Here is a 12554-nt window from a genome sequence, read left to right on the forward strand (position 1 = left end):
GTCCCTCGTGGGGTTTGGTCCGACGCTACAACCCTGCCTGTGGCGGGTGTGACTTAAGTCCCGAATTCGTCCGAACCCGTGCGCAGATCGGCGTCCGTCTGATCTCGGGCAAAGGCGCCGACCCGGCCGACGAGACGGGCGAAGAACGCGTCCGGATCGGTCCGGACCGCGACGTCGACATTCGGTGGGCGGCCCCACATCCCGTGCCAGTCCGCGACCGTGCAACCGCGAGTGAGGGTTCCGGCGAGCTCGACGTCGACGGTGGCGGGCCGGTACTCGGCCAGGGCCGGGTCCAGTGCGAGCGCGGCGGCGAACGGGTCGTGCATGTGGGCCAGGAAGCCCTGCCCGTGGTCACGGTGGAACTCGAGGTAGAACCGCACCGCGTCGGACAGATGTCGGATGATCGGAACGGATGCGGCCGAACGGGTTCCGGGCGGATCCAGCTCGGTGACAATCTCGGCCGGCACGCTGCCCGCGGCCGCGGCGAGGCGCCGCAGGTGCTCGGGTCGCATCTCGATGGTCTCGGTGATGTCGAGCGGGCAGACGATCGGCCGACGGTCCGCGGGCGCCGCGGAGAACGCGGCGAACACCTCCTGCGCCGCCTCCGGGTCCACCGAGATGTTCCACTCGGACTCGGGGGTGGTGTTGCCGGGGTGGTTGAACGCGCCACCCATCACCACCAGTCGCCGGAGCAGCTGTGGCAGTGCGGGTTCGAGTCGGAGCGCGAGTGCCAGGTTGGTCAGCGGACCGGTCACCAGGCCGGTCACCTCGCCGGGCCGGGACCGCGCCACCTCGACCCAGGCCTGCGCCGCGCTGCGCGTCGAGACCCGCCGGTCCGACGCGGGCAGCTCGGCGTAGCCGATGCCCTGCGGGCCGTGGGTGTCCTCGGTGGTGCGGAGTGGATCGGTCAACGGCACCGGCGAACCGAGAGTGACCTCGACGTCCGGCCGGCCGCACAGGTCCAGCCAGGCCAGGTTGTTGGCGGCGACCTGTGCGGCGGGCACGTTGCCCGCGGTGCTCGCGACCGTCAGGATCTCGGCCTCGGGGCTCGACAGCAGGTACAGCAGGGCCAGCGAGTCGTCGATGCCGGTGTCGAGGTCGAGGATCAGTGGGACCCTTGCCGATTCGTCGGTCACCTCAGGCCTCGATCCGGACGTCGGCCTGGTGGCGCACCGGGAAGTTCACCGAGCGCGCGATGAAGCACATCTGGTGGGCCTCCTGGTGGAGTGCGTCGAGCCGGTCGCGGACGTCGGGCGCCGAGCCCGCGGACGGCGACACCGTGACCTCCGGCCGGAGCGTCACCTCGGCGAATTGTCCGGCGCCGCCGGATTCCTCGGTCATCGTGCCGGTCGGGTGGTCGACGTACCCGGTCACCACCACACCGGCCGACGCCGCGAGGCCGAGGAACCAGAGCATGTGGCACTGGGACAGTGACGCAACCAGCAGTTCCTCCGGGTTCCAGCGCGACGAGTCGCCGCGGAACGAAGGGTCGGAGCTGCCCGGCAGGTCCGGTTTGCCGGTCGCCGAGACGACGTGTCCGCGGCCGTAGGCGCGAGGGTCCGCGGTTCCCTTGCCGCTGTTGCCGGTCCACGTCACGGTCAGGTCGTAGCGATGTTCGCGCACCCGGCTGATTCTGCCAGCTCGCGAGCCCGTCCCGACCACACCCGACGCCCGGTCGGACCCCGGCTTCGGTCAGACCCAGTGCGGGGCGTCGGCGCCCCAGTCGTGGGCGGGAAACGGGTAGCTCTGACAACCGGGAAGCGGGGGACGGGCGGAGGTGACCGCCCCGTGGGTGACCGTGGTGTCCGGGCCGGGCGCCCGTGCGGTCACCGGATCGGCGACCCGTCCGGGCGCGTCGAGCAGCCAGCGGGCGGTCCTGGCCAGCGACACCGACACCGTCCGCCCCCGACCGTCGCCGCGGCGCAGGGTCAGCGCGTCCACGATCCCGGCGGCCAGCAGGTACCCGCTGGCGTGGTCGAGCGCCTGCACCGGCAGCACGCCGGGATGTTCGCCGCCCTCGGCGAGCGCGACGCCGGTCGCGGCCTGCACGATGGAGTCGAAGCCGCGGCGGTGCGCCCAGGGGCCGTCGGTGCCCCACGCACTGACCGATCCGTGCACGATCCCGGGCGCGTGCTCGTCGAGGCCGAACCGGTCGAGCGCGCCGGGGCGGTAGCCGGTGACGAGCACGTCGGCGGTGGACAGCAGTCCGCGCATCGCCCGAGCCCCGTCGTCGGAACCGAGGTCCAGCAGCGCCGACCGCTTGCCCTGGCCGGTGTCGCGGTGCTGCCAGTCGATCTCGTGCAGGTGCGGCGGATCGACGCGGAGCACCTGCGCGCCGAGCAGCGCCAACGCCCGCCCGGCGACCGGGCCGGCCAGTACCCGGGTCAGGTCCAGGACCCGCAGCCCGGCCAGCGGTCGGGCCGGATCGGTGGCCCGGCCGGTGTGACCCAGCGGGGTCGGGTCGGTGCCGGGCGCAGACCCGACCGTCCCCATCCGGACGATCGGCCCGGTGCCGGAGGCGACACCCTGTGGATGCCGTGACCACTGTGCCTCGGTCCGTGCCCGCGCCGCGACGGCGCCGGACTCGGCGGCCCGGTCCTCGACCTCCTGCACCGACATCGTCCCGATCCGCGAGGACAGCACGCCCGCGTCGGAGTCATCCGCGAGCTCGAGCGCCGCCAGCAGTCGGGCGCGATGGTGTGGGTAGTTCGCATGGGTGCGAACCCACCCGTCGGCCGCCGCGAAGAACCCCGACATCGGCGCGAAGCCGGACACCGGTTCGCCGTCGATGCGCATCATCGCGTCCCCGGCGAACGACGCGGCGACCCGCTCCGGGTCGAGTGCCCACGGGTGCGGATCCAGGCCGCGGGAGGCGTGCAGCCGGTCGACGGCGGAGGCCAGCGCGCCGACGGACCCCAGGGCGAGGGCGGCGGTCGGCAACCTGGACGAGAGGAAGCCGTCGGCGGGCGGGAAGACCACCCGCCCCGAAGACCGCGGCAGCGCGCAGCCGTTCTGGTAGTCGGTGAGGAGCAGCTCGGCGGACACCATCCCTGGACGCTATACCCGCAGACCGGGCGTATCTCCCAACCCCCGTTTCGGGGTTGAGAGACACGCCCTACCCTGGTCGGATGATTGCCGACCCCGCACGGACTTTCGGACGCCGGTCCGCCGCCGCGCTGGGCGCGTTCGCCGTGGTGTCGGTGATCCACCTGGCCGCCCAGCTCGTCGGCGCGGACGGCGTGGCGAACGTGAGCCAGTGGTTCCTGATGCCCCTGCTCGCCGGGTTCCTGGCGCTGGCGACCCCCGCGCCGCGCCCGCGGCTGGTCCGGCTGACGCTGGCGGCGCTCGGCCTGTCCTGGCTGGGCGACGCCGCGCCGGACCTCGCGGACGGCGACACCGCGTTCCTCGTGATGATCGGGTTCTTCCTGCTCGCGCAGCTGGCGTACATCGCCGCGTTCTGGCCCTACCACGCGGCGAGCGTGCGGCGCCGACCGGCGGTTCTCGGATACGTCGCGGTGATCGTCGCCCTGGTGGCGGCCTGCGCGCCGGGTGCGGGGCCGCTGCTCGTGCCCGCGCTGGTCTACGGCACCTGTCTCGGCGCGATGGCCGTGCTCAGCACGGCGCTGGGCCGGGTCGCGGCCGTCGGCGGGGCGCTGTTCCTGCTGTCCGACTCCATGATTGCGCTCGGCGCGTTCGCGGACTGGTACCACCCGCCGGCCGAGGGGTTCGCGGTGATGCTCACCTACGTCGCCGGGCAGGCGCTGCTGGTGTTCGGGGTGCTGGCCGCCGCCCGGTCGACGGCCGCCAGCTCCCTCGCCGCGACTACGTCCTCCGGACGCTGATCTCGAATCCCGCGGCCCGGAGCCGGTCGACGAGGGCGTCGCCGATGGCGGTGGCCGGGGTCAGCACGCCAGCGGTGGCGGGCAGCCTCTCGCCGTCGAACGCCAGCGCCAGCGCCGACTCGCCGAGCATCACCGCGGTCGCGGCGTACCCGGGGTCGCCCTGCGCGCGCACCCGGGCCGCGTACCGGGCGCCGGTGCTGGTGGTGGTGTAGACGTCCATCGTGAAATGGCCAGTCCTGCGGGTCTTCTCGCTCGGGCCCTCGCCGGGTGCGGGCAGCACGCGATCGAGGAGGTAGCGGGTGGGGCCGAAGGCGAGACCGGCCATCAGCGCGCCGAGGCCTGCCGACACCCCGGCGGCGAAGACGGGTGAGAGCGCCGACTGGCCCACGCTCATCACCTCCCGGTACCGGAACGTGCGGCCGTACGCCCACTTGCGCAGCGAGTTGCTGCGGCGCACCACCCGGGTGTTCGTCGAGCCCATCACGAACGGTGCGGTGCGGCCGCCGAGGCCGGGCGCGATGTCCGAGCCCTTCACCATCTCGAAGTCGGACTGCCGCCCCAGGTCGGGTTCGGCGGCCAGGTCGGGGCTCAGCGAGTACGGGCCGGCCGCGATCCGGCGGGCGCTGCGGTCCACCTTCACGGTGTCGACGAGGTTGCGCATCGAGTCGATGGTGCCCCCACTGACCCCGCCGCGGAACGCGCTGACCACCAGCGTGGTGTCGGTGAGGTCGCCCTCGCCGTCGGCGCTCACCTGCTGGTGCAGCACGTGCACGCCGAGGTCCGAGGGAATGGAGTCGACGCCGCAGGAGTGCACGATGCGGGCCCCGGACGCCACCGCCACGTCGTGGAACCGGTCGATGCTCTCGCGGCCGAAGAGCACCTCGCCGGACAGGTCGGTGTAGTCGGTGCCCTCCTCGGCGCAGGCCCGCACCAGGTCGATCCCGTACTTCGCGTACGGGCCGACGGTGGTGACCACGACGTGCGTCGACTTCGCCAGTGCGGTCAGCGAGTCCGGGTCGTCGGCGTCGGCGATCAGGATCGGCCACGCCGACGCCCCCGGCAGCGACTCCCGCACCCGCTCGMGCCGCTCCCGGGAGCGGCCGGCGAGGCCGATCCGGGTGCCGTCGGGCGCGTGGCGGGCCAGGTACTCGGCGGTGAGCCTGCCGACAAAGCCGGAGGCGCCGTAGACGACGACGTCGAGGTCGCGGGTGCGGGTCATGCCGCCGAGCCTAGGTGGCGCAGATCACCAGGGCGAGGGCTGGTAGTCCTTGAGGAAGCAGCCGTAGAGGTCGACGCCGAGTTCGCCCTGCACGATGGGGTCGTACACGCGGGCCGCGCCGTCGACGAGGTCGAGCGGGGCGTGGAAGCCCTCGTCGGCCAGTCGCAGCTTGGTGTAGTGCGGCCGCTCGTCGGTGATCCAGCCGGTGTCCACGGCGGTCATCAGGATGCCGTCCTCGTCCAGCATCTCCTTGGCGCTGGTGCGGGTGAGCATGTTCAGCGCGGCCTTGGCCATGTTGGTGTGCGGGTGTCCGGCGCCCTTGTAGGCGCGGGAGAACTGGCCCTCCATCGCGGACACGTTCACCACGTACTTGCGGCGGGCCGCTGCCGCGGCCATCGCCGGGCGGAGCCGGGAGACCAGGATGAACGGGGCCACCGAGTTGCACAGTTGCACCTCGAGCAGCTCGATCGGGTCCACCTCGGCGACGGTCTGCACCCAGCTGTTGGTGTGTGCGAGGTCCGGGACCAGCCCGCCCGCGTCGATGGCGATCCCCTGCGAAATGCGTTCGGGGGAGGCCGAACCCGCGACCAAGGCCAGCTCGCTGACCTGGTGCACGATCGACTGCGCGGCCTCGGGCAGCGAACTGGCCAGCGAGGCCGGGTGGGCGTCGCTGGTCTTGCCGAAGGTGAGCACGTCCGGCAGTTCACCCGCGGGCAGCGGACCGGACTCGGCCTCGACCAGCGCGGAGTAGGAGCCGGGGGAGCGGCGCACCGTCTGGGCGGCGTTGTTGATCAGGATGTCCAGCGGACCCTGGGCGGCCACCGAGTCCGCCAGCGAGACCACCTGGGCGGGATCGCGGAGGTCGATGCCGACGACGCGGAGCCGGTGGATCCAGTCGGCGCTGTCCTCCATCGCCTTGAACCGGCGGATCGCGTCGTTGGGGAAGCGGGTGGTGATGGTCAGGTGGGCACCGTCGCGGAGCAGTCGCAGCGCGATGTACATGCCGATCTTGGCGCGGCCGCCGGTCAGCAGGGCGCGGCGGCCGGTGAGGTCGGTGCTGGCGTCGCGCTTGGCGTGGCTGCTGGCCGCGCAGTCCGGGCAGAGCTGGTGGTAGAAGGCGTCGACCACGGTGTAGCGCTGCTTGCAGATGTAGCAGGGGCGCGGGCGGATCAGGGTGCCCGCGGTGGCGCCCGGGGCGTTGGAGGTGATCAGTACGCCCGCGGTCTCGTCGTCGATGCGCTCGGGCGAGCCGGTCGCGGTGGCGGCGACGACCGCGCGGTCGGCCTCGGAGACCGCGTCCCGGGCCTCGAGCCGGCGACGCCGCTTGAGTTCCTTGAACATCTTGCCGCTGGCCCGCTGCAGGGCCACCGAATCGGGGTGGTCCGAGTCGAGCTCACCGGCCGCGTTCAGCACCCGGATGCAGGTCTCCAGGTCGGTGGGATCGATACCTGTCATTGGTTGTGCCATCGGTTGCAAACTCAGTTCTGATCGCGTCGTACTGGTCGCAGCGAATCCTACCGAGTCGGCGGCCACCAGCCGATTCGGCCGCCGTCAACTGGTGACAACGGCGCCGGGCGCGAGGAGGATTTTTGGTGTCGGGGGATGGCCGGGCCGCGGCGCCCGGCGGGCGAGAGAGGCCGAGATCATGAACGAGAGAGCACTGAACGAGAGGGCGATCGGCGACGGCAGCGGGGCGATGCACCCGACCCTGCACGCCGAATCAGTGGTGCCGGTGACTGCGCCCCTGCAGAAGGATGGACCGTTCCTGCCGGAACTGACCGAGGTGGATCCACTGGTGCGCGCGCCCGACGCGCGACGCGACTTCAACGTCGGCGGCGCGGGCGTCACGGTCGCCGTGCTGGACACCGGCCTGCGGTCGACGCACGTGGACTTCGCCGGCCGGGTGGTGCCGGGCCGCAACTTCACTGCCGACGGCGGACACGACCGGGCCGACGTCACCGACCGCAACGGCCACGGCACCAACGTCGCGGGCATCGTCTGCGCGGGCCGGATCCACACCGGGATCGCGCCGAACGCGCGGATCGTGCCGGTCAAGGTCCTGTGCGACGACGACACCGGACGGTTCGCGGACGTCCGGGACGGGCTGGAGTGGGTACTCGACCACCGCGCCGCCCTCGGGATCTCCGGGGTCTGCATGTCGATGTGCGCGTCGGACAACCGGACCACCGACACCGACATGCCGGGCGATTCGATCGGTGCGCTGCTGCAGGAACTGGCGGACGCCGACGTCGCCTGCTGCGTGAACGCGGGCAGCGAGTACTACGCACACGGCGGCCTGCAGGGGATGAGCTACCCGGCGATCTTCCGGCAGACGATCAGCGTGGGAGCCGTCTACGACGCCGACGAGGGACCGTTCCGGTACCGGGACGGCGCCAAGGCGTTCAGCACGGCTCCGGACCGGTTGACGCCGTTCACCCAGCGCCTGCACCACAAGGTGGGTGGCGCGTGCGCGACGTCGCTGTTCGCGCCGGGGTCGCCGGTGACCTCCACCGGGATCCTCAACGACACCGGTGAGTCGATCCAGTACGGGGTCAGTCACGCGACGGCGTGCGCGACCGGCGTGGTGCTGCTGTTGCAGTCCTTCTACCTTCGTACGACGGGGTCGTTGCCGTCGGTCGCCGACCTGACCCGATGGCTGGCGCGCGGCAGCGAGGTGATCTACGACGGGGACGACGAGCACGACAACGTGGGCCACACCGGCCTGACGTTCCCGCGGGTGAGCGCGGTCGGCTCCCTGCTGGCCTGCGCGAAGGAACTCGCGATGCGTGAACTGGTGGCCGCGGAGCACGCGCGAACCCAGGCGCGCTCGCCCAGCGAGCCGGTGATGATGTCGAGGTGAACGCCAATGTCCTTGCGGCACAACGAAAAAGGCCCCGGATCGAAATCCGGGGCCTTTCTCGTCTGTCTCAACTCAGAGTGCGCGAGGGGGGACTTGAACCCCCACGTCCATTAGTAGGACACTAGCACCTCAAGCTAGCGCGTCTGCCATTCCGCCACTCGCGCTTGCACACACTGTGTTGCTTGCTCGCTGCTCTCGCTGCGTGCTGGAAAAGATTAACCCAGAGTGGGCCAAAGCCCCAAATCGTCTCGTTTGTGCAGGTCAGAAGGCTGTTTTGGAGGCGGATTGTCGGTTCGACGGCGGAAACCGGTGGCGGCAGGTGGGCGGTGGTAGGAAAGGGAGGTGTCCGACATGGCGAAATCCCAGCAGTCCCAGAGTTTCCAGCAGTCCGAACGGGCCCGCGGCCGCGCCGAGGCGGAGGTCGTCGACCTCGTCAGCGCGCTGATCCGGTTCGACACCTCCAACACCGGGGAGCCCGAGACCACCAAGGGCGAGCGGGAGTGCGCCGAGTGGGTGGCGGCGCGGCTCGAAGAGGTGGGTTACGAGACGGAGTACGTCGAGTCAGGTGCGCCCGGCCGTGGCAACGTCTTCGCCCGGCTGCGCGGCGCCGACCCGGAACGCGGCGCCCTGATGATCCACGGCCACCTCGACGTGGTGCCGGCGGAGCCCTCGGACTGGAGCGTGCACCCGTTCTCCGGCGCGGTGGCGGACGGCTACGTGTGGGGGCGCGGCGCCGTCGACATGAAGGACATGGTCGGGATGACGTTGGCGCTGGCCCGCCAGTTCAAGGCGGAGGGCACGGTGCCGCCCCGGGACCTGGTGTTCGCCTTCCTCGCGGACGAGGAGGCGGGAGGCACCTGGGGCTCGCAGTGGCTGGTCGAGCACCGACCCGACCTGTTCGACGGCATCACCGAGGCGGTGGGAGAGGTGGGCGGCTTCTCCCTGAGCGTGCCGCGCCCGGACGGCAGCGACGCGCGGCTGTACCTGGTCGAGACCGCGGAGAAGGGGCTCGGCTGGATGCGGCTGACCGCGAAGGCCCGCGCCGGACACGGTTCCTTCCTGCACGAGGACAACGCGGTCACGATCCTCGCCGAGGCGGTCGCGCGGCTCGGTCGGCACACCTTCCCGCTGGTGGTGCCGGACTCGGTGGCGGAGTTCCTCGGGGCGGTCGGCGCGACGACGGGCCTCGAGTTCGACCCGCACTCGCCCGACATCGACGGGACCCTGGAGAAACTCGGCACCATCTCCCGGATCATCGGCGCGACGCTGCGGGACACCGCCAACCCGACCATGCTCTCCGCCGGCTACAAGGCGAACGTGATCCCGCAGACCGCGTCGGCCGTGTTCGACTGCCGGGTGCTGCCGGGTCGGCAGGAGGCGTTCGAGCGGGAGGTCGACGAGCTGATCGGGCCGGACGTCACCCGCGAGTGGATCACCAAGCTCGACCCCTACGAGACCACCTTCGACGGGCACCTGGTCGACGCCATGAACGACGCGATCCTCGCGCACGACCCGGACGGGCGCACCGTGCCGTACATGCTGTCCGCGGGGACGGACGCAAAAGCGTTCGCCAAGTTGGGGATTCGGTGCTTCGGCTTCGCGCCGCTGCAGCTCCCGCCGGACCTGGACTTCACCGCGCTCTTCCACGGCGTGGACGAACGGGTGCCGGTGGACGCACTAGAGTTCGGTACCCGGGTACTCGAGCACTTCCTGTTGAACAGCTGAAGCGTTCTCGAGCCGGCTGATCGGCCGAGTCGCCCCTTCGACGAAAGGACCCCCATGTCGCACGACCCGTACGGACCGCTCCCGGACCTGCCGACCTTCGAGCTGACCTCCGAGCAGATCGCCGAGGGCGGGGAGGTGCCCGCCGCGCAGCGCAGCGGCATCTTCGGCGTCCCCGGTGGCCAGGACGTCTCCCCGCAGCTGTCGTGGTCCGGGTTCCCGCCCGAGACGAAGAGCTTCGTGGTGACGATGTTCGACCCGGACGCGCCGACCGCGTCCGGCTTCTGGCACTGGGCCGTCGCGAACATCCCGGCCTCGGTGACCTCGCTGGCCGCCGACGCCGGCGACGGCACGGGCGCGGGACTGCCCGCGGGCGCCGTCACCCTCAAGAACGACGGCGGGGGGCACCGCTACCTGGGCTCGGCGCCGCCGGTCGGGCACGGCCCGCACCGCTACATCTTCGCCGTGCACGCCCTGAGCGTGGAGACCGTCGACGGACTGACCACCGACTCCACCCCGGCCTTCCTCGGGTTCAACCTGTTCAGCCACGCGATCGCGCGCGCGACCCTGACCGCCACCTTCGGGCACTAGTCCTGCGCCGGTGAGTCCTCCCGGTCCCTGATCGGGGCCGGGGGGACCCACAGGGTCAGCTCCGGTGTTCGGCGCCGACCGCCTCGGACAGCGACGTGTAGCCGCCGTCGCGCAGGCGCTGCGCCAGTCCCTTGTGGATCCGGCGCATCCAGAACGGCCCGCCGTAGATGAAGCCCGTGTAGCCCTGCACCAGCGAGGCGCCGGCCACGATCCGCTCCCAGGCCTGGTCCGCGGTCTCGATCCCGCCGACGGAGACGAGCGCGAGCCGGCCGCCGACCCGCGCGTAGAGCCGGCGCAGCACCTCGAGCGACCGGTCGGCCACCGGGGCACCGGACAGTCCGCCGGCGCCGATCGCGGCGACCTCGGCGTCGGGCGTCGCCAGCCCGGCCCGGCTGATGGTGGTGTTCGTGGCGACGATGCCGGCCAGGCCCAGTTCCAGTGCCAGGTCCGCGACGGCATCCACGTCCTCGTCGGACAGGTCGGGTGCGATCTTCACCAGCACCGGCACCTCCACGCAGTCGAGCACGGCCTGCAGCAGCGGGCGCAGCGACTCCACGGCCTGCAGGTCGCGCAGGCCGGGGGTGTTCGGCGAGCTCACGTTGACCACCAGGAAGTCCGCCAGCGGCCCGAGCAGTCGCGCGCTGGCCGCGTAGTCGGCGGCCGCGTCCTCGGCGGGCACGATCTTGGTCTTGCCGATGTTCGCGCCGATCGGCACGCCGACCCGACGCTGCCGCAGGTGGTTGGCCGCGTGGCCGGCGCCGTGGTTGTTGAAGCCCATCCGGTTGACCAGCGCGCGGTCGGCGGGCAGCCGGAACAGCCGCGGCGCGGGGTTGCCGGGCTGTGCCTGCGCGGTCACGGTGCCCACCTCGGCGAAACCGAAGCCCAGCGGACCCCACACGTTCACGCCGGTGGCGTCCTTGTCGAAGCCGGCCGCCAGGCCGAGCGGCGCCGGGAAGTCGACGCCGAACACCTGGGTGCGCAGGGCGGGGTCCCGCACGGTGAGCACCCGCGCCACCAGCGCGCGCAGCGGCCCGAAGAACGTGACCAGACGCATCGCCCGGAATGCCAGGTGGTGCACGCGTTCCGGCGGGACGAGGAACATGATTCGAAGCAGCAAGCGGTACAACGGTTCTCCCTGGATTCCTGGCGTGGGGACGCGGTCGGCGTCGGTGCGGCCCCCGGTCACTGGCCGGCGGTCTCGATGCGCTGCAGCCCGTCACCGGTCGCGGAGGCGACGAACAGGGTGCCCGTCTTCGAGTCCACCGCAACGGAGTTGGGCTGGCGGACGGTGGGGTAGCGGTGCTTCTCCACCGGGATCCCGCTGGAGAGGTCGAAGCCGACCACCTCGTTGGTGCCGGTCAGCGTCACCCAGACCAGGTTGGTGTTCTGGTCGACCGTCACGCCGAACGGCGAGTTCGGCACGGGGAAGCGCTGACGCATCATCAGCGGGTCGGTGGTGAAGGCGATCAGTTCGCCGCCGGTGGTGTCGGTGACCAGCACCCGGCCGAAGTGGTCGGTGGCGAGGTTCGTCGCGCCCTCGCCCGCCCGCAGCGCCATGCCCTGTCCCTCGTCCATGATCACGTTCGTCACGGACGTCTGGCGACGGTCGAGCGCGGTGACCTGGTCGCCGGTGACGCCCAGGGCGTCCACCGAGGCGAAGCCCGAGACCTTGCCGGTCTGAGCGCCGTTCGCGTCGAGTTCGAGCACCGAACCGTCCGCGGTCCCGACGACCATGCCGCCGTCGCCGAGCAGGGTGGCCGAGCGGACCTCGCCGTCGACGTCGACCGTGGTCGTCTCGCCGCTGCCGACGATCACCTTCACCACGGAACGGCCGGCGGGCACCGCCAGCACGCCGTCGCGGGGGTCCGACAGCGCGGCGGTGCCGCCCGGGAGGGTGATGTCCCGCGGCGGCGCCGCGACGTCACCGGCGGGGTAGAGCAGCAGGTGCGTCGCGTCGTCTGTGAGCAGCGCCACGGTGCCCGTCGCGGCGTCGAAAGCGGTGGCGCCGACGGGCGCTCCGAGCGGCACGACGGTGCCGGCGGGGGAGGCGGCGGCAGGCGAGACGGCCGCCGTGGCCGAGTCGATCGTCTTCATGTCGTCCCCGCCGCTGTCCGAGGAACAGCCGGTCACCAGCAGTAACAGCGCTCCCGCCAGAACGGTCGTGGTGCGTGCCGCCGGTCCCCGCATGTATGTCTCCTTTGTCGCCACTCGGCGTTCGGCTGGGGTCGGCGCGGGCTTGTCCCCGCGACCGGCGACCGGCCGGACACCATGTCCACCCCACAGCATCCCTGATTCGGTTCGGGGGCGAGAATCCGACTCG

At 71.9% G+C, this 12554-nt stretch carries 11 protein-coding genes and 1 tRNA gene; 4 read left to right on the forward strand and 8 right to left on the reverse strand.

The genetic code is table 11. The features are described from left to right. Positions 1–53: 53 nt before the first annotated feature. The 3 genes from AC1DWC_RS01375 to AC1DWC_RS01385 form a co-directional block, all read right to left on the reverse strand. Complete coding sequence (locus AC1DWC_RS01375) at positions 54–1136, reverse strand: nucleoside hydrolase (RefSeq protein ID WP_477905486.1); 1083 nt, start codon at positions 1134–1136, stop codon at positions 54–56. A 1-nt stretch (position 1137) separates the two neighbouring features. Beyond that, positions 1138–1623, reverse strand: coding sequence for an OsmC family protein (locus AC1DWC_RS01380; protein ID WP_477905488.1), 486 nt, complete (start codon positions 1621–1623; stop codon positions 1138–1140). A 69-nt stretch (positions 1624–1692) separates the two neighbouring features. Next, the gene (locus AC1DWC_RS01385; RefSeq protein ID WP_477905490.1) at positions 1693–3048 is read right to left on the reverse strand and encodes a CoA transferase; all 1356 of its coding nucleotides are present in this window, start codon (positions 3046–3048) and stop codon (positions 1693–1695) included. Between the two features lie 80 nt (positions 3049–3128). On the opposite strand from AC1DWC_RS01385, the gene AC1DWC_RS01390 reads away from it, so the two are divergent. After that, positions 3129–3842 (forward strand): lysoplasmalogenase, encoded by a 714-nt coding sequence (locus AC1DWC_RS01390; RefSeq protein WP_477905492.1) that lies wholly within the window; start codon positions 3129–3131, stop codon positions 3840–3842. Here the strand turns inward: AC1DWC_RS01390 and AC1DWC_RS01395 are convergent. Both AC1DWC_RS01395 and AC1DWC_RS01400 read right to left on the reverse strand, forming a co-directional pair. Further along, a complete protein-coding gene (locus AC1DWC_RS01395; protein WP_477905494.1) occupies positions 3823–5061 on the reverse strand; it encodes a saccharopine dehydrogenase family protein in 1239 nt (412 codons plus the stop codon). The two genes, AC1DWC_RS01390 and AC1DWC_RS01395, sit on opposite strands and share 20 nt — an antisense overlap. A gap of 24 nt (positions 5062–5085) precedes the next feature. Beyond that, positions 5086–6528, reverse strand: coding sequence for an SDR family NAD(P)-dependent oxidoreductase (locus AC1DWC_RS01400; protein ID WP_477839775.1), 1443 nt, complete (start codon positions 6526–6528; stop codon positions 5086–5088). A gap of 178 nt (positions 6529–6706) precedes the next feature. On the opposite strand from AC1DWC_RS01400, the gene AC1DWC_RS01405 reads away from it, so the two are divergent. Further along, complete coding sequence (locus tag AC1DWC_RS01405) at positions 6707–7921, forward strand: S8 family peptidase (RefSeq protein WP_477905496.1); 1215 nt, start codon at positions 6707–6709, stop codon at positions 7919–7921. A gap of 78 nt (positions 7922–7999) precedes the next feature. On the opposite strand, the gene AC1DWC_RS01410 is transcribed toward AC1DWC_RS01405, so the two are convergent. Continuing rightward, a tRNA-Leu gene (locus AC1DWC_RS01410) sits at positions 8000–8085 on the reverse strand. Between the two features lie 187 nt (positions 8086–8272). Between AC1DWC_RS01410 and AC1DWC_RS01415 the strand changes: the two genes are divergently transcribed. Both AC1DWC_RS01415 and AC1DWC_RS01420 read left to right on the forward strand, forming a co-directional pair. Then, positions 8273–9646: a M20/M25/M40 family metallo-hydrolase gene (locus AC1DWC_RS01415; protein WP_477905498.1), complete on the forward strand. Its 1374-nt coding sequence runs from the start codon at positions 8273–8275 to the stop codon at positions 9644–9646. Between the two features lie 54 nt (positions 9647–9700). Continuing rightward, positions 9701–10234 (forward strand): YbhB/YbcL family Raf kinase inhibitor-like protein, encoded by a 534-nt coding sequence (locus AC1DWC_RS01420; RefSeq protein WP_477905500.1) that lies wholly within the window; start codon positions 9701–9703, stop codon positions 10232–10234. A gap of 55 nt (positions 10235–10289) precedes the next feature. On the opposite strand, the gene AC1DWC_RS01425 is transcribed toward AC1DWC_RS01420, so the two are convergent. After that, positions 10290–11360 (reverse strand): quinone-dependent dihydroorotate dehydrogenase, encoded by a 1071-nt coding sequence (locus AC1DWC_RS01425; RefSeq protein ID WP_477905502.1) that lies wholly within the window; start codon positions 11358–11360, stop codon positions 10290–10292. Between the two features lie 56 nt (positions 11361–11416). Further along, positions 11417–12421: a YncE family protein gene (locus AC1DWC_RS01430; RefSeq protein ID WP_477905504.1), complete on the reverse strand. Its 1005-nt coding sequence runs from the start codon at positions 12419–12421 to the stop codon at positions 11417–11419. Positions 12422–12554 lie beyond the last annotated feature (133 nt).

The organism is Rhodococcus sp. P4_C10 (genome assembly GCF_056402135.1).